Raw genomic sequence first — 17,808 nt, forward strand, 5'->3', positions numbered from 1 at the left:
CGAGGTCCTGGATGAGGACTGGATGAGGAGGAGACGGCGCGCACGCGGGTACCGCGCCGAGGCCGGGGAGCGGAGGGGCTGACGGGAATCGAACCCGCGTCATTAGTTTGGAAGACTAAGGCTTTACCATTAAGCTACAGCCCCGCTGGTGTCCTGCCGAGCAGAGCACCTCGTAAAGCATAGCGGACGGAGCGAGCGCTCTTGTCCGTTAGACTCGATGAGGCCGTTCCCGCGCGGGTTCAAGCCGGGGCGTAGCTCAGCTTGGTAGAGCGCCCGCTTTGGGAGCGGGAGGTCGCAGGTTCAAATCCTGTCGCCCCGACCACGGCCGCCAGACTTCATGCCCGTGCCGTCCGCGCGGAAACCACAAGGAGAACACACCAGTATGGCCAACAGCACCGTCGAGAAGCTGTCCCCGACCCGGGTCAAGCTCAGCATCACGGTCACCCCCGAGGATCTGGGGCCCAGCATCAAGCACGCGTACGAGCACATCGCGCAGGACGTCCAGGTCCCGGGCTTCCGCAAGGGCAAGGTGCCGGCGCCGATCATCGATCAGCGCATCGGGCGCGGCGCGGTCATGGAGCATGCCGTCAACGAGGGCCTGGACCGCTTCTTCCGTGAGGCCGCGGCCGAGCACGGTGTGCGCATCGTGGGTCGCCCATCGGCCGACATCACCCAGTGGCCGAACGAGAAGGACTTCTCCGGCGACCTGCTCGTCGACATCGAGGTCGATGTGCGCCCGGAGATCGAGGTGCCGTCCTTCGAGGACATCACCATCACCGTCGACGCCGTCGAGACCGACGCCGCCGCCATCGACGCCGAGCTGGACAGCCTCCGCGCCCGCTTCGGGACGCTGATCCCCGTCGACCGTCCGGCGGCCAAGGGCGACTTCGTCGAGCTGGACCTCGTCGCCACGATCGACGACGCCGAGATCGACCGCGCTGACGGCGTCTCCTACGAGGTCGGCTCCGGTGAGCTGCTGGAGGGCATCGACGAGGCGATCGACTCGCTGACCGCCGGTGAGCAGACCACGTTCCGCTCCAAGCTCGTTGGGGGAGACCACGCCGGGGAGGAGGCGGAGGTCTCCGTCACCGTCAAGGCGGTCAAGGAGCGCGAGCTTCCCGAGGCCGATGACGACTTCGCGCAGATGGCCTCCGAGTTCGACACCATCGCCGAGCTGCGCGACAGCCTCGCCGAGCGCGTCGGGCAGCAGGGCGTGTTCACCCAGGGTGCGGCCGCCCGCGACCAGCTGCTCGAGACGCTGCTCGAGAAGGTCGAGATCCCCGTTCCTCCGCAGCTCATCGAGGACGAGGTGCACACGCACCTCGAGAACGAGAACCGCCTGGACGACGACGTGCACCGTGCCGAGGTCGCCGAGGCCAGCGAGAAGCAGTTCCGTACGCAGGTGCTGCTGGACACCATCGCCGAGGGTGCGGACGTGCAGGTCTCCCAGGAGGAGCTGAGCCAGTACATCGTGCAGTCGGCCGCGCAGTACGGCATGGCCCCGCAGGAGTTCGTCGAGGCACTCCAGGGCGCCGGTCAGCTGCCGGCTCTCGTCGGTGAGATCGCCCGCAACAAGGCCCTCGCCTCGGTGCTGGGCAAGGTCAAGGTCGTCGACAGCAAGGGGGCCGTGGTCGATCTCTCCGAGTTCATCGGCGACGTCGACGAGGCCGACGGCGCGGAGGAGACCGAAGAGGCCTCCGCCGAGGAGGCTCCCGCCGAGGAGAAGCCTGCCAAGAAGGCCCCTGCGAAGAAGGCCCCTGCGAAGAAGGCCCCTGACGCCGAGAAGTCCGCGGCCGAGAAGCCTGCCGCGAAGAAGGCTCCGGCCAAGAAGCCGGCCGCGAAGAAGGACGAGGCCGGCAAGGCCGAGTGATCACGGCGACCAGTCCGGTGAGAAGGCGGATGCTGCGGCATCCGCCTTCTCCGTATCCGGGAGAAGACGTGACAGCTGTGAGTGACGACCGGCGACCCGCAGCGCCGGGTGGGTGCCGTCCGCCAGGATCGTGGTGACGCTGACGGCGGCATCCGTCGTGCGGACGGCGCTCGCGCCGCACCGGAGGCGTTACACCCGCTCCGTCACCGGATACGCCGCCGAACTGCTGGATCCGCGCGGCGGATGACACGCTCTGTGCTCAGGGCGAACACGGCCGAGCACCCGCGTTGTCGCCGGTAGATTCGAATCACCGAAACACGGAAGCAGGAGCTGACATGGCTGAACCCCTGGTCGCGACGAGCGTCTTCGACAGACTGCTCAAGGACCGCATCATCTGGCTGGGCTCTGAGGTGCGCGATGAGAACGCGAACGAGATCTGCGCGAAGATCCTCCTTCTCGCCGCCGAGGATCCTGAGAAGGACATCTACCTCTACATCAACTCGCCCGGCGGCTCGATCACCGCAGGCATGGCGATCTATGACACCATGCAGTTCGTGCCGAACGACATCGTGACGGTCGGCATCGGCATGGCCGCCTCCATGGGTCAGCTGCTGCTGACCAGCGGTACGAAGGGCAAGCGCTACATCACTCCGAACGCCCGCGTGCTCATGCACCAGCCGCACGGTGGCTTCGGCGGCACCGCCAGCGACATCCAGACGCAGGCCAACCTCATCCTCTCGATGAAGCAGCGCCTCGCGGAGATCACCGCGGGCCAGACCGGGAAGACCGTCGAGCAGATCAACGAGGACGGCGACCGCGACCGCTGGTTCACCGCCGACGAGGCACTGGAGTACGGATTCGTCGACCACATCCGCGAGCACGCCAGCGACGTGCACGGCGGCGGTGGCACCGGCGCGGACAAGTAAGGCAGGACGACGCACATGTACACACCCACCTTCCGCGCTGCCGGGAACCTGCCCTCCAGCCGCTACGTGCTGCCGCAGTTCGAGGAGCGCACGGCCTACGGCTTCAAGCGCCAGGACCCGTACAACAAGCTGTTCGAGGATCGCGTGATCTTCCTCGGCGTGCAGGTCGACGACGCCTCGGCCGATGATGTCATGGCGCAGCTGCTGGTCCTGGAGAGCCAGGACGCCGAGCGCGACATCACGATGTACATCAACTCGCCCGGTGGTTCCTTCACTGCGATGACGGCCATCTACGACACCATGCAGTACGTGGCGCCGCAGATCCAGACCGTCGTCCTCGGGCAGGCGGCGTCCGCGGCGTCCGTGCTGCTGGCGGCCGGGGCCCCCGGCAAGCGCCTCGCGCTGCCCAACGCGCGCGTGCTCATGCACCAGCCGGCGATGGGCGAGGCCGGTCAGGGCCAGGCATCCGACATCGAGATCCAGGCCAACGAGATCATGCGCATGCGTACGTGGCTTGAGGAGACCATGGCGCGCCACACCGGTCAGGCGGTGGAGAAGGTCAACCGCGACATCGATCGCGACAACATCCTCTCCGCCGAGCAGGCCAAGGAGTACGGCATCGTCGACCAGGTGCTCACCTCGCGCAAGCGCGCCTGAGCACGTCATCTCACGAGGGCGGCTCGGTTCTGCGGAACCGGGCCGCCCGTCGTCGTGTCCGCGGCGTGCGCTTCGCGCCGGCTCCGCACGAGGGGGCCGCGGATGCGCGGATTCCATGACTCGTGCTGCTCATTTGAGCATCATGGCGCGCGTACGTCGGTGCACTCCTAAGCTGGATACGGAAGGAGGATGTCATGGACGACGAACTTCTCATGGTGCGCGCGGCCGAGCTCTCGTACGACGAGAATCGCACGCAGGACGAGATCGGCGCACTCCTCGGCATCTCCCGGTGGAAGGTCGGCAGACTGCTGCTCCAGGCTCGCGAGCGCGGGATCGTGCGCATCGAGATCGTGCATCCGCGTGCCCGACGGCTGGGCCTGGAGCGTGCTCTCCTCGGTCGGTTCGGATTGACGGATGCCGTCGTCGTCCCTGCGTCCGACGATCCCGGCGCGGTGCTGGAGCGCGTCGCCCGCGCCGCCGCCGACCTGCTCACGGCGCTGCGTCCCGTCCCGCGCACGCTGGCCGTCAGCTGGGGGCGCACGCTCACCGCCGTCGCCGACGCACTGCCCGACGGGTGGGCGCACGGCGTCACCGTCGTGCAGGCCAACGGCGGAGTGAGTGTGAACCGGAGGGCCGGCGGCGCGGCATCCGTCGCCGTCACCATCGCCCAGCGCGGTGAGGGGCAGGCCGTGCTGCTGCCGAGTCCGGCGATCCTGGAGCGCATCGAGACCAAGCGGGCCGTCGAAGCGGACCGCACCGTCGCCGCCATCCTCGAGCGGGCCGCGGGTGCGGACACCTTCCTGTTCACCGCGGGGCCGTGCGATCCGGCATCCGCTCATGTGGAGAACGGCTACCTGACCGCCGATGACATCGCCGAGCTCGCACGGCGCGGCGCAGTGGGGGATCTGCTCGGCCGCTACATCGACGCCGACGGGAACATCGTCGACCCGCAGCTGGATGCGCGCACCCTCGGTGTCGGCCTCGACCGGGTGCGCGCGTCGCCCCGATCCATCTTCGTCACCGCGGGCATCGCCAAGCACGACATCGCGCGTACAGTCGTCAGCAACGGCCTCTGCACTGTTCTGGTGACCGACGAACCCACCGCCCTGGCACTTCTGGAGGAGACATGACGACCACGGAACTCGCCCGACGCACCGCCGTCGACGTCCTGGGCGGTGAGCCCGATGACGCGACCCTGCGTCGTTTCCTGCACGGACTGCCCGGTGTGGACGCGGTCGGGCTGGAACAGCGCGCGGCCGCCCTCGGCACGCGCTCGATCAAGGCCACCTCGAAGGCCTGGGCGCTGGACAAGGTCATCTCGCTGATCGACCTCACCACGCTCGAGGGCGCTGATACGGCGGGCAAGGTGCGCTCCCTGGTCGCGAAGGCCAAGAATCCGGATGCTTCGGACCCGACCACCCCGCGGGTTGCGGCGGTGTGCGTGTACGGCGACATGGTCGGCCACGCGGTCGAGGCGCTCGGCGACCTGCACGGCGACCCCGACGAGGGGCGCATCTCCGTCGCCGCCGTCGCGACGGCCTTCCCGTCCGGTCGCGCGTCTGTCGACGTCAAGCTGGCCGACACCGCGGATGCCGTGGCCGCGGGCGCCGACGAGATCGACATGGTCATCGATCGCGGAGCGTTCCTCGAGGGGCGCTACGGGTTGGTGTTCGACCAGATTGCGCGGGTGAAAGAGGCCTGTCGGCGCGAGGACGGCAGCTACGCCTCGCTCAAGGTCATCATGGAGACCGGCGAGCTGAACACCTACGACAACATCAAGCGCGCCTCCTGGCTGTCGATCCTCGCGGGAGGCGACTTCATCAAGACGTCCACCGGCAAGGTGCAGCCCGCGGCGACCCTGCCCACCACCCTGCTCATGCTCGAGACCGTGCGGGACTGGCATCGTGCGACGGGGGAGAGGATCGGTGTGAAGCCCGCCGGCGGCATCCGCTCGTCGAAGGACGCGATCCGCTACCTCGTCACGGTCGCCGAGACCGCGGGCGAGGAATGGCTGCAGCCGCATCTGTTCCGTTTCGGCGCGTCGAGTCTGCTCAACGACGTCCTGCTGCAGCGCCAGAAGACCATCACCGGGCACTACTCCGGTGCCGACTACGTCACCATCGACTGAGGAGCCTCATATGTCATTCCTGGAATACGCTCCCGCCCCTGAATCCACAGCGATCCTGAAGCTCAAGGACAGCTACGGACTGTTCATCGACGGGGAGTTCGTCGACGGCTCCGGTCCCTCCTTCCACACCATCTCCCCCGCCGACGAGAGCCGCATCGCCGAGATCTCCTCGGCATCCGATGAGGACGTCGATCGCGCCGTCGCAGCCGCCCGGCGGGCGTACGACAAGGTGTGGTCGAAGATGAGCGGACGCGACCGGGGCAAGTACCTGTTCCGCGTCGCCCGCCTCGTTCAGGAGCGCGCCCGTGAGCTGGCCGTCGCGGAGAGTCTGGACAACGGCAAGCCGATCAAGGAGAGCCGTGACGTCGACGTGCCCCTGGTCGCGGCCTGGTTCTTCTACTACGCGGGTTGGGCCGACAAGCTCGACTATGCGGGTCTCGGCGCGAACCCGAAGTCGCTGGGCGTGGCGGGGCAGGTCATCCCGTGGAACTTCCCGCTGCTCATGCTGGCATGGAAGCTCGCACCGGCCCTCGCCGCCGGCAACACGGTGGTGCTCAAGCCCGCCGAGACCACACCCCTGACCGCGCTCATCTTCGCCGAGATCCTGCAGCAGGCCGACCTGCCGGCGGGCGTCGTGAACATCATCACGGGTGCGGGTGCCCCCGGAGCCGCTCTCGTGCGTCACGCCTATGTGGACAAGGTGGCCTTCACCGGATCCACGGCCGTCGGTCGAGACATCGCGAAGGCCATCGCGGGCACCGACAAGCGCGTGACGCTCGAGCTCGGCGGCAAGGCCGCGAACATCGTGTTCGACGACGCGCCCATCGATCAGGCCGTCGAGGGCATCGTGAACGGCATCTTCTTCAATCAGGGGCACGTGTGCTGCGCGGGCAGCCGACTGCTCGTGCAGGAGTCGATCCACGACGACGTCGTCGACCGCCTCAAGCATCGCCTGTCGACGCTGCGCCTCGGTGATCCGCTGGACAAGAACACCGACATCGGCGCCATCAACTCCGCGGCTCAGCTCGCCCGCATCCGCGAGCTCAGCGACATCGGCGAGGCCGAGGGCGCGGAGCGCTGGAGCGCGGACTGCGCGATCCCGGAGAAGGGCTTCTGGTTCGCCCCGACGATCTTCACCGGCGTCGAGGCGTCCAGCCGCATCGCCCGCGACGAGATCTTCGGACCCGTGCTGTCGGTGCTGACCTTCCGCACACCGGCCGAGGCGATCGCGAAGGCCAACAACACGCCGTACGGTCTGTCGGCCGGCATCTGGAGTGACAAGGGATCCCGCATCCTCGCCGTCGCCGACCGGTTGCGGGCCGGAGTGGTGTGGGCGAACACCTTCAACCGCTTCGACCCGTCGAGCCCGTTCGGCGGCTACAAGGAATCCGGCTACGGGCGCGAAGGCGGCCGTCATGGCCTGACCGCGTACCTCAAGGGAGCATCGGCATGAGCGCACGACTGACCGTTCCGAAGACGTACAAGCTCGCGATCGGCGGGGCGTTCCCGCGCAGCGAGTCAGGGCGCACCTATGAGGTGCTCTCCGCCGAGGGCGCCTTCCTCGCCAACGCCGCCAAGGCGTCGCGCAAGGACGCCAGGGATGCCGTGGTCGCCGCGCGGGCGGCCGTGAAGGGCTGGTCGGGTGCCACGGCCTACAACCGCGGGCAGGTGCTGTACCGGGTCGCGGAGATCCTGGAGGGGCGCCGCGCCCAGTTCGTCGACGAGATCGTCGGCCAGGAGGGCGCCACGGCCGCGGCGGCCGGCGCACAGGTGGATGCCGCGATCGACCTGTGGGTCTGGTACGCGGGATGGTGCGACAAGTACGCGCAGGTGGGCGGCAACGCCAACCCCGTCGCGGGCCCCTACTTCAACATCTCGGTGCCCGAGCCCACCGGGGTCGTCGCGATCGTGGCGCCGCAGGACTCCGCACTGCTGGGCCTGGTGTCCGTCATCGCCCCGGCGCTGGTCACCGGCAACACCGTCGTCGTGATCGCCAGCGAGCGGTTCCCGCTCTCCGCCATCAGCCTGGCCGAGGTGCTCGCGACCAGCGACGTGCCCGGGGGAGTCGTGAACGTGCTGACCGGCTCGCCGGCGGAGATCACTCCGTGGCTCGCCTCGCACGCCGATGTCGACGCCCTCGATCTCGCGGGCGCGGGCGACCTGGACTGGGTCGACCTGGAGATCGCCGCCGCCGACACCCTCAAACGCGTGCTGCGGCCCGGCGTGGGGTCGAACGGCGCCGTCGAGCAGAGCCTGGACCGCATCACGGCGCTCACCGAGACCAAGACCGTGTGGCACACGAAGTCCATGGTGTGACGTGAGACCGGATGCCGGGGCACCATCCGACATCAGCATGCCGGGCCGCACGCGCTGCGCGCCAATGCGCCCCGGTGTCGGTGCAGACGGTTAGGCTCGAATGACGGCATCAGGACCCCGCCTGGCCGCTCGCTTCGAGGAGGACGCGCATGGCACGCATCGGTGAGAGCGCTGACCTGTTCAAATGCTCTTTCTGCGGCAAGAGCCAGAAGCAGGTGCAGCAGCTGATCGCCGGCCCCGGCGTGTACATCTGCGACGAGTGCGTCGAGCTGTGCAACGAGATCATCGAGGAGCGGATGGCGGAGGCCGGCACCGGCCCGGTCGCCGACTTCGAACTGCCCAAGCCCCGGGAGATCCACGCCTTCCTCGAGGAGTACGTGGTCGGTCAGGACGACGCGAAGCGGTCCCTGGCCGTGGCGGTCTACAACCACTACAAGCGCGTACGCGCCCGCGGCACCATCCAGCCCGCCGAGCAGCGGGCGGAGGAGGTCGAGGTCGCCAAGAGCAACATCCTCATGCTGGGCCCGACCGGATGCGGCAAGACGTACCTCGCCCAGACACTGGCCAAGCGATTGAACGTGCCGTTCGCGGTGGCGGATGCCACGGCGCTCACCGAGGCCGGATACGTCGGCGAGGACGTCGAGAACATCCTCCTCAAGCTGCTGCAGGCCGCGGACTACGACGTCAAGCGCGCCGAGACCGGCATCATCTACATCGACGAGATCGACAAGATCGCCCGCAAGGCCGAGAACCCCTCCATCACCCGCGACGTGTCGGGGGAGGGCGTGCAGCAGGCGCTGCTGAAGATCCTCGAGGGCACGGTGGCCTCCGTCCCGCCGCAGGGCGGACGCAAGCATCCGCACCAGGAGTTCCTGCAGATCGACACGACGAACGTGCTGTTCATCGTCGCCGGCGCGTTCGCGGGGCTCGAGGACATCATCTCGGCCCGTGTCGGCAAGCACGGCGTCGGCTTCGGCGCACCGCTGCACGACAAGGACAAGGATCTCGATCTGTTCAGCGAGGTGCTCCCCGAGGACCTGCACAAGTTCGGGCTGATCCCGGAGTTCATCGGCCGACTGCCCGTGGTCACCTCCGTGTCGCCGCTGGATCAGGACGCCCTCATCGACATCCTCACCGGGCCCCGGAACGCGCTCGTCAAGCAGTATCAGCGCATGTTCGAGATCGACGGCGTCGTTCTGGAGTTCGAGGAGGACGCGCTGCGCGCCATCGCCGACCTCGCCGTGCTCCGCAAGACCGGCGCCCGCGGCCTGCGGGCGATCCTCGAAGACGTGCTGGGCCCGATCATGTTCGAGATCCCCTCGGCGGAGGACGTCACCAAGGTCATCGTCACCAAAGCCGCCGTCGAGGACGGGGCCGCTCCCACCGTGGTCATGACGCGCAAGCGCAAGAGCGCCTGAGACTCGCCGCACGAACCCGCAGAAGTGCGCACAACCTCGCAGGTCCGAGCCGGATTGCTGCGGAGTGGTGCGTTTCTGTGAGAACGCGCCGGATGCTCAGGCCTCGGTCATCACCGAGCCCGTGCCGCGCACACGAAGCGGACGCACGGCGGCGCCGGGACGGTGAGGGCCGGGGGTCAGGCGCCGAGGCGCCGACCCTCAGTCCTGGAACGGGCGGGAGACGACCTCTCCGGCTGCGTCCAGGAGGACCTCCCATCCGGCATCCAGTTCCGCCAGCGGGCGACCCTCCAACCAGGTGAGGGTCCAGTGCCCGCTGAGCCCGCGCGCCTCCAGGTCGGCGATCGCGGGGCGCAGCTCGGCCGGTACGGATGCCGGTGGCTGCGTCCCGGTGGCCCAGCGCGTCCCGAGCTGCATCACTGCTCCACCGGTGCGAGTTCGATCGCGGTGACCGACAGCTCGTCGGCTTCCGCGAAGCTCAGCTCGGCGATGCGACCGACCGCGCGCAGATCGTCCGCCGCCGCACGCAGCGCCGCGATCCTCTCCGCCGGGGCGGAGATGGTCGCGGTGGACACCGGAGTCTTCTGCGACGCCTTCGCCTCGGTCTTCGCACGACGGATGCCGATGAGCGCGGCACTCGCCGTCGCCAGCACATCGGGGTCGGCATCCGGCAGGCTCACGGCTCCGGGCTCGGGCCACGCCGCGGTGTGGATCGAGCCCTCCTCGAACCAGCTCCACGCCTCCTCCGTCGCGAACGACACGATCGGCGCGAGCAGCCGCAGCAGGGCGGACAGCGCCACGTGCAGCGCGAGGGCGGCGGATGCCTGGCCGGGGTCGGCCTGATCGTAGGCGCGCTCCTTGACGAGCTCGAGGTAGTCGTCGCAGAACGTCCAGAAGAACGACTCGGTCACCTCCAGGGCCTTGGCCTGGTCGTAGTCCTCGTACGCGGTCGTCGCCTCGCGGATCACCTCGTCGAGGGTGGCCAGCATCGAGGCGTCCAGCGCGTGGGTGATCCGCGCATCCTCCGGGACGGGGAACGACAGCACGAACTTCGCCGCGTTGAGGATCTTGATGGCGAGCCTGCGGCCGATCTTCACCTGCGTGGGGTTCTGCGGGTCGAAGGCGGCGTCCATGCCGAGCCGGCTGGATGCGGACCAGTAGCGCACGGCGTCCGACCCGTGCTTGTCGAGGATGTCCGCCGGGGTGACGACGTTCCCCTTCGACTTGGACATCTTCTTGCGGTCGGGGTCCACGATGAACCCGGAGATGGCGGCGTTGCTCCACGGGGCGCGCTGGTCCTCGAGCGTGGAGCGCAGCATGGTGGAGAACAGCCAGGTGCGGATGATGTCCTGGCCCTGCGGGCGCAGGTCGAACGGCGCCACCAGGTTCCACAGCTCCTCGTCGCGCTGCCAGCCGCCGGCCAGCTGCGGCGTGAGGGAGGAGGTGGCCCAGGTGTCGAAGATGTCCTGCTCGGCATCGAACCCGCCCGGTATGCCGCGCTGCTCCTCGGTGTACCCGGCCGGTACGGAACTGGTCGGATCGATCGGAAGCTCGTCGTGGGCCGGAGTGAGCACCCGGTCGTAGTCGCGCTCGCCGTTCTCGTCCAGCGCGTACCAGACCGGGATCGGCACGCCGAAGAAGCGCTGTCGGGAGATGAGCCAGTCGCCGGTCAGGCCGCCCACCCAGTTCTCATAGCGCACGCGCATGAAGTCCGGATGCCAGGCCATCCGCCGGCCGTGCTCGAGCAGTTCGTCGCGCAGGTGCTCGTCGCGTGCGCCGTTGCGGATGTACCACTGGCGGGTGGACACGATCTCCAGCGGCCGGTCGCCCTTCTCGAAGAACTTCACCGCGTGGTTGAAGGGCTTGCCCACCTCGATGAGCTCGCCGGACTCGCCCAGCAGCTCCACGATCGCCTTGCGCGCGCTGAACACGGTCTTGCCCGCGAGCTGCGCGTACGCCGCCTTCCCGGCATCCGACACGATGACCTCGGGCGCGTCGGCGATCACGCGGCCGTCCTTGCCCAGGATCGTGCGGTTGGGCAGATCCAGCTCCCGCCACCACACGATGTCGGTCACGTCGCCGAACGTGCAGATCATGGCGATGCCGGAGCCCTTGTCGGGCTGGGCGAGGTGGTGCGCGAGCACCGGGACCTCGACGTCGAAGATCGGCGTGCGCACGGTGGAGCCGAAATACGGCTGGTAGCGCTCGTCGTCGGGGTGGGCCACGAGCGCCACACAGGCGGCCAGCAGCTCGGGGCGGGTGGTCTCGATGTGGATGTCGCCGCTGCCGTCGGTGCGGTGGAAGGCCAGCCGGTGGTAGGAGGCCTGCTGCTCGCGGTCCTCGAGTTCGGCCTGCGCGATCGCGGAGCGGAAGTCGATGTCCCACAGCGTCGGCGCCAGGGACTGGTATGCCTCACCGCGCTCCAGACCGCGCAGGAAGGCCAGCTGGCTCTGGCGGATCGTCGCGTCGGAGATGGTGCGGTAGGTCTGCGTCCAGTCGACGCTGAGCCCCAGCTGGCGGAACAAGGCCTCGAACTGCTTCTCGTCCTCGATCGTGAGCTTCTCGCACAGCTCGATGAAGTTGCGTCGGCTGATGGGGACCTGGTCGGCCGCACGGGTCGACTTGTTGGTGCCGCCCTCGAACGGCGGAGTGAAGTCGGGGTCGTAGGGCAGGGTGGGATCGCACCGCACACCGTAGTAGTTCTGCACGCGGCGCTCGGTGGGCAGGCCGTTGTCGTCCCAGCCCATCGGATAGAACACGTTCTTGCCGCGCATGCGCTCGAAGCGCGCCTTGATGTCGGTGTGCGTGTACGAGAACACGTGGCCGATGTGCAGGCTGCCGGATGCCGTGGGCGGGGGCGTGTCGATCGAGTACACGCCGTCGCGTCCGGACTCGGCGGCACGGGCACGGTCGAAGAGGAACGTCCCCTGCTCGGCCCAGCGCTCACCCCACTTCGCCTCGAGACCTTCCAGCGCGGGCTTGTCGGGGATCTGGTTCGATGCGGACGCGGCCATGAAGGGTCTCCTTGCGCGATGTGTGCGGCACCGTGTGAGCGTGCCTGAGTGTGAGCGTGCCACGAGTCTACCCGGCTGTGCCGGGAGGGTTCGCCCGCCGCACGGATGCCGGTGCGCGCCCGCCGCGGTCTGCGCGCTTCGCACGCGGCGCGGGGCGGGTACAATGAGCGGAGCAGCAGTGATCCGGCCATCACCGGGGAGCTCTCGGAAGAACAGTCGTCAGGCCCAGTAGAACCGAGCGGGGCAGGCCCGTCACAGCCGCAGTGAGAGGGGCGTCGCCGGGAGGCGCCGCACGCCGGGTGGTACCGCGGTCCGCGTGAGAACAAGGGTCGTCCCGGCAAGCGGCATCCGACCACGACCGAGCGAGCTCACATGACCTACCCCCGCCCCTCGACATCCTCAGGTTCCCGCCCCGGCGCCGCCTTCGGCGAGGCCGCAGTGAGCCCCAGTCCGCGCTTCCCCGAGATCGAGACCGAGGTGCTCGAGTACTGGAAGGCCGACGACACGTTCCGCGCCTCCGTCGCGCAGCGCGAAGGCGCCGACGAGTGGGTCTTCTACGACGGCCCGCCGTTCGCGAACGGCCTGCCGCACTACGGGCACCTGCTCACCGGGTACGCCAAGGATCTCTTCCCGCGCTTCCAGACCATGCTCGGCAAGAAGGTCGACCGCGTGTTCGGATGGGACACCCACGGTCTGCCCGCCGAACTGGAGGCGATGAAGCAGCTCGGCATCACCGAGAAGAGCCAGATCGAGGACATGGGCATCGACGTCTTCAACGCGAAGGCGCGCGAATCGGTGCTCGCCTACACGCGCGAGTGGCAGGACTACGTCACCCGCCAGGCCCGCTGGGTGGACTTCGAGCGCGGATACAAGACTCTCGACCTCGGCTACATGGAGAGCGTGCTCTGGGCGTTCAAGACGCTCTACGACAAGGGCCTGGCCTACGAGGGCTACCGCGTGCTGCCGTACTGCTGGCGCGACGAGACACCGCTTTCCGCGCACGAGCTGCGCATGGACGACGACGTGTACCAGGATCGTCAGGACCCCTCGGTCACCGTCACCTTCCCGTTGACGGGTGCGAAGGCCGAGTCGCTCGGACTCACCGCCGTGCGCGCCCTCGCCTGGACGACCACGCCGTGGACGCTGCCGACGAACCTCGCGCTCGTCGTCGGACCCGAGATCGAGTACGTCGTCGTCCCGGCCGGTCCCGACGGCGCCGCGGATGTCGTGGCCGGAGACGACCCCGCCGAGACCGCCGCGCACCGGTACCTGCTGGCCCGTGACCTGCTGGGCGGCTACGCGAAGGACCTCGGCTACGACTCCGCCGACGACGCGCTCGCCGCCGTCGAGAGAACCGTGGTCGGCAAGGAGCTCGAGGACGTCACGTACGACAGGCTGTTCGACTACTACGCGGATGCCGAGACCTGGGGCACCGAGCGGGCCTGGCGCATCCTCGTCGACGACTACGTCACGACCACCGACGGCACCGGCATCGTGCACCAGGCGCCCGCGTACGGTGAGGACGACCAGCGCGTGAGCAACGCGGCAGGGATCCCCACCATCCTCTCGCTCGACGAGGGGGGGAAATTCCTGCCCACCGTCACCGATGTCGCCGGCCGACTGTGGTCGGACGCCAACCGGCCTCTCATCCGCCTGCTGACCGAACGCGGACGTCTGCTGCGCGAGCAGAGCTACGTGCACTCCTACCCGCACTGCTGGCGCTGCCGGAACCCCCTCATCTACAAGGCCGTCTCGAGCTGGTTCATCCGTGTCACGGACATCAAGGACCGGATGCTCGCAGGCAATGAGCAGATCACGTGGGTGCCCGAGAACGTCAAGCACGGCCAGTTCGGCAAGTGGCTCGAGGGCGCGCGGGACTGGTCCATCAGCCGCAACCGCTACTGGGGCTCGCCCATCCCGATCTGGAAGAGCGACGACCCGGAGCACCCGCGCGTGGATGCCTATGGGTCGCTCGAGGAGCTGGAGCGCGACTTCGGCACGCTTCCGCGCAATCCCGAGGGCGAGGTCGACCTGCACCGGCCGTACATCGACGAGCTGACCCGCCCGAACCCCGACGACCCGACCGGGAAGTCGACGATGCGCCGCATCGAGGACGTCTTCGACGTGTGGTTCGACTCCGGCTCGATGCCGTACGCGCAGGTGCACTACCCGTTCGAGAACCAGGAGTGGTTCGACACGCACGCCCCCGCCGACTTCATCGTGGAGTACATCGGGCAGACCCGCGGCTGGTTCTACGTCATGCACGTGCTCTCCACGGCGCTGTTCGACCGCCCGGCGTTCACGGGGGTCAGCTGCCATGGCATCGTGCTGGGCTCCGACGGGTACAAGATGTCCAAGTCGCTGCGCAACTACCCGGATGTCAGCGAGGTACTGGACCGTGACGGCTCGGACGCCATGCGCTGGTTCCTCATGTCCAGCTCGGTGCTGCGGGGCGGCAACCTCGCCGTCACGGAGGAGGGCATCCGCGCCGGCGTGCGCGAGTTCCTCCTGCCGCTGTGGAACTCGTGGTACTTCTTCGCGACCTACGCCAACGCCGCGCAGGACGGCGGGTACGAGGCCACGTGGCGCACGGACTCCACCGATGTCCTGGACCGCTACATCCTCGCCCGGCTCGGGGACCTCGTCCGACAGGTGCGCGCCGACCTGGAGGGGCTGGACTCCACCACGGCATCCGCTCGCCTGCGCGATTTCGCCGAGGTGCTGACGAACTGGTACATCCGCCGTTCCCGTGACCGCTTCTGGGAGGGCGTCACCGAGGATCCCCGCAGTCGCGAGGCCTTCGACACGCTGTACACCGTGCTGGAGACGCTCACGCGAGTCGCGGCGCCGCTCGTGCCGCTGATCAGCGAGCGCGTATGGCAGGGACTCACCGGCGGACGCAGCGTGCACCTGACCGACTGGCCCGACGCGTCCGCGTTCCCCGCGGCCGACGACGTGCGCGACGCCATGGACGCCGTGAGGGAGCTCAGCAGCGTCGGCAACGCGCTGCGCAAACGGGAGAAGCTGCGCGTGCGCCTGCCGCTGGCACGGTTGACGGCCGTCTCCCCAGTCGCGGCGGACCTCGCGCAGTTCGAGGACATCCTTCGCGACGAGCTCAATGTGAAGGCCGTCGAGTTCGTGCCGCTCGGCGAGAGCACCGCGGAGGAGTACGGCATCAGCCATCGGCTCACCGTCAACGCCCGTGCCGCCGGACCCCGGCTCGGCAAGGACGTGCAGCGCGTGATCGCGGCGGCCAAGAGCGGGCAGTGGCGGGAGTGGAAGGGCGAGATCGTCGTCGGCGGCGTCGCCCTGCAGCCCGGAGAGTACGACCTCGTGCTGGAGACCACCGGCAGACCGGAGGGGGAGGCTCTCGCCGTCGTGCCCGGCGGCGGGTTCGTGCTGCTGGATGTGACCACCACGCCCGAGCTGGAGGCGGAGGGCCTCGCCCGCGATGTGATCCGGGCAGTGCAGGACTCGCGCAAGAAGGCCGGCTTCGAGGTCAGCGACAGGATCCGCCTGGTGCTGACCTTCGAGGAGGAGTCGGATGCCGCGGACGTCGCCTCGGCGTTCGAGATCGCCGATATCGCGGGGGAGACCCTTGCGACCGCGTATGCCGTGCGCTCGGGCACGGGGGTGCACCGGGAGCTCGGCGACGTCTCCGCGGATCCCGAGTTCGAGGCCGACGTCGCCGCGGGGACGTACGCCAATGCGGGAGCGTTCACCGTCGCCGTCGCCAGGACCGGCAGGGCCTCGTGATGACCGACCGGCAGCGGGCGGACGCCGTCTACGAGCTGCTGCTGGAGCGCGCGGGGGAGCGCTGGGTGCAGCCGAGGAAGGAACGAGTGGCGCGCATCCTCACGCTGCTCGACGACCCTCAGCGCACCTACCGGGTCGTGCACATCACCGGCACCAACGGCAAGACCTCCACAGCCCGGATGGTCGAGAGCCTGCTGCGCGCGCACGGCCTGCGCACCGGGCTGTTCACCAGTCCGCACCTGAAGCGCTTCACGGAGCGCATCATGATCGACGGGGAACCGGTCGCGGACGCTGCCGTCGCGGATGCCTGGGATGAGATCGAGCCGTTCGTCGGGATCGTGGACGCCGAGCTCTCCGCCGCCGGCGACGAGCCGCTGACGTTCTTCGAACTGCTCACCGTGCTCGCGTTCGTCGCAGCGGCCGATGCGCCCGTCGACGTCCTCGTGCTCGAGGTCGGAATGGGCGGCTCGTGGGACTCCACGAACACCGCGGACGGCGACGTGGCGGTGTTCGCCCCGATCGACATGGATCACGTCGACCGGCTGGGCGACACGATCGAGGCGATCGCCGAGGTCAAGTCGGGGATCATCAAGGACGGCGCGGCCGTCGTCTCGGCGGAGCAGCGGCCGGAGGCCGCGGCCGTCCTGCGCCGCGTGGCCTCCGAGAAAGGGGCGAGCATCGCGTTCGAGGGGGAGGACTTCGGGCTGTCGGCGCAGAGGCTCGCCGTCGGCGGTCAGATGATCAGCATCCGTGGGCTCGCCGGGGAGTATGCCGACGAGTACCTGCCGCTGTACGGCGCCCACCAGGGCCACAACGCGGCCCTCGCCGTCGTCGCCGTGGAGTCGCTGATCGGGGGTGGCGTGCAGCGCATCGCGGGAGACATCATCACAGAGGGTCTGCAGGGGGCCACCTCGCCCGGTCGCCTTCAGCTCGTCGGCGTCGCGCCGACGGTCATCGTGGACGCCGCCCACAATCCGCACGGCGCCGCCGCCCTCGCGCAGTCGCTGGCCGACAGCTTCGACTTCGATGAGTGGGGACTCGTGCTGGGCATCTTCGCCGACAAGGACACCGCGGGGATCGTCGACACGCTGCTGCCGGCGGTCGCCGAGGTGTTCGCGACGGCGCCGGATTCCGTCCGGGCGGCGGATGCGGATGCCATCGCCGACCTCGTCGAGGCGCGCGGACGCCGTGCCGGCGTGCACCCCTCGCTGGCCGAGGCCGTGGACGCGGCTCGGGAATGGGCGTCCGCCTCAGAGCGGCGCGCCGTGGTGATCGCCGGCTCCATCGTGCTCGCGGGAGAGGCACTGCTGCTCTCCGAGGAGGAGGACTGGAAGAGCGGGTGGCGCGGATGAGCGGCGGCAGGACGCGTGCACCGCGTACGCTCGCGCAGAAGCTCGGCGCCATCGTGCTGGGGTTCGAGGCGATCGTCGTGTTCCTGGCGGGCCTGACGGTGTACGGGCTCAAGGCGCTGCCCGAGGGCATCCCGCCATGGTGGGGCATCGTCGGGGGCGCCGTGCTGGGGCTCGTGATGATCATGCTGGCCGGAGCGATCGCCCGTCCGGGCGCCGTGGTGACCGGGTGGGTGCTGCAGGGCGTGGTTCTGGCCTCCGCCGTGCTGGTGCCCGCCATCGCCCTGGTCGCCCTGATTTTCGGCGGCATGTGGGGGTATGCGACGATCGTGGGGGCCCGGATGGACCGCAGAACAACCCAGACAGGGAGCGAATGA

The 17,808-nt window shown here is 69.0% G+C and carries 13 protein-coding genes and 2 tRNA genes; 12 read left to right on the top strand and 3 right to left on the bottom strand.

Annotated features, from left to right (window positions below):
- Positions 1 to 73: 73 nt before the first annotated feature.
- A tRNA-Gly gene (locus tag ABD770_RS11975) sits at positions 74 to 144 on the bottom strand.
- Positions 145 to 245: 101 nt separating this feature from the next.
- On the opposite strand from ABD770_RS11975, the gene ABD770_RS11980 reads away from it, so the two are divergent.
- The 9 genes from ABD770_RS11980 (at position 246) to clpX (ending at position 9,315) form a co-directional block, all read left to right on the top strand.
- Positions 246 to 322: transfer RNA gene (locus ABD770_RS11980), tRNA-Pro, on the top strand.
- A gap of 60 nt (positions 323 to 382) precedes the next feature.
- A complete protein-coding gene (tig, locus tag ABD770_RS11985; protein ID WP_344819793.1) occupies positions 383 to 1,870 on the top strand; it encodes a trigger factor in 1,488 nt (495 codons plus the stop codon).
- A gap of 335 nt (positions 1,871 to 2,205) precedes the next feature.
- Positions 2,206 to 2,796, top strand: a complete 591-nt coding sequence (locus ABD770_RS11990; RefSeq protein WP_344819794.1) for an ATP-dependent Clp protease proteolytic subunit — start codon at positions 2,206 to 2,208, stop codon at positions 2,794 to 2,796.
- A 15-nt stretch (positions 2,797 to 2,811) separates the two neighbouring features.
- Positions 2,812 to 3,453 (top strand): ATP-dependent Clp protease proteolytic subunit, encoded by a 642-nt coding sequence (locus tag ABD770_RS11995; protein ID WP_344819795.1) that lies wholly within the window; start codon positions 2,812 to 2,814, stop codon positions 3,451 to 3,453.
- 194 nt (positions 3,454 to 3,647) lie between these two features.
- Positions 3,648 to 4,583, top strand: a complete 936-nt coding sequence (locus ABD770_RS12000) for a sugar-binding transcriptional regulator (protein WP_344819796.1) — start codon at positions 3,648 to 3,650, stop codon at positions 4,581 to 4,583.
- On the top strand, positions 4,580 to 5,581 hold the full coding sequence (gene deoC / locus ABD770_RS12005; RefSeq protein WP_344819797.1) for a deoxyribose-phosphate aldolase: 1,002 nt from the start codon (positions 4,580 to 4,582) through the stop codon (positions 5,579 to 5,581). The genes ABD770_RS12000 and deoC overlap by 4 nt, the downstream gene beginning before the upstream one ends.
- A gap of 10 nt (positions 5,582 to 5,591) precedes the next feature.
- Positions 5,592 to 7,034, top strand: a complete 1,443-nt coding sequence (locus ABD770_RS12010) for an aldehyde dehydrogenase family protein (protein WP_344819798.1) — start codon at positions 5,592 to 5,594, stop codon at positions 7,032 to 7,034.
- The gene (locus tag ABD770_RS12015) at positions 7,031 to 7,897 is read left to right on the top strand and encodes an aldehyde dehydrogenase family protein (protein WP_344819799.1); all 867 of its coding nucleotides are present in this window, start codon (positions 7,031 to 7,033) and stop codon (positions 7,895 to 7,897) included. Before ABD770_RS12010 ends, ABD770_RS12015 begins: the two co-directional genes overlap by 4 nt.
- 149 nt (positions 7,898 to 8,046) lie before the next feature.
- A complete protein-coding gene (clpX, locus tag ABD770_RS12020; protein ID WP_344819800.1) occupies positions 8,047 to 9,315 on the top strand; it encodes an ATP-dependent Clp protease ATP-binding subunit ClpX in 1,269 nt (422 codons plus the stop codon).
- 198 nt (positions 9,316 to 9,513) lie between these two features.
- On the opposite strand, the gene ABD770_RS12025 is transcribed toward clpX, so the two are convergent.
- Together ABD770_RS12025 and valS are read right to left on the bottom strand one after the other, a co-directional pair.
- Complete coding sequence (locus ABD770_RS12025; protein WP_344819801.1) at positions 9,514 to 9,729, bottom strand: hypothetical protein; 216 nt, start codon at positions 9,727 to 9,729, stop codon at positions 9,514 to 9,516.
- Positions 9,729 to 12,326: a valine--tRNA ligase gene (valS, locus tag ABD770_RS12030; protein ID WP_344819802.1), complete on the bottom strand. Its 2,598-nt coding sequence runs from the start codon at positions 12,324 to 12,326 to the stop codon at positions 9,729 to 9,731. Before valS ends, ABD770_RS12025 begins: the two co-directional genes overlap by 1 nt.
- A gap of 372 nt (positions 12,327 to 12,698) precedes the next feature.
- Between valS and ileS the strand changes: the two genes are divergently transcribed.
- The 3 genes from ileS to ABD770_RS12045 are packed head-to-tail and all read left to right on the top strand — an operon-like array spanning position 12,699 to position 17,808.
- A complete protein-coding gene (gene ileS, locus ABD770_RS12035) occupies positions 12,699 to 16,082 on the top strand; it encodes an isoleucine--tRNA ligase (RefSeq protein WP_344819803.1) in 3,384 nt (1,127 codons plus the stop codon).
- Positions 16,082 to 17,434: a bifunctional folylpolyglutamate synthase/dihydrofolate synthase gene (locus ABD770_RS12040; protein WP_344819804.1), complete on the top strand. Its 1,353-nt coding sequence runs from the start codon at positions 16,082 to 16,084 to the stop codon at positions 17,432 to 17,434. Before ileS ends, ABD770_RS12040 begins: the two co-directional genes overlap by 1 nt.
- On the top strand, positions 17,431 to 17,808 hold the full coding sequence (locus ABD770_RS12045; RefSeq protein WP_344819805.1) for a DUF4233 domain-containing protein: 378 nt from the start codon (positions 17,431 to 17,433) through the stop codon (positions 17,806 to 17,808). Before ABD770_RS12040 ends, ABD770_RS12045 begins: the two co-directional genes overlap by 4 nt.

It is taken from the genome of Microbacterium soli (assembly GCF_039539005.1).
In the GTDB taxonomy this organism is placed as follows: Bacteria; Actinomycetota; Actinomycetes; order Actinomycetales; family Microbacteriaceae; genus Microbacterium; species Microbacterium soli.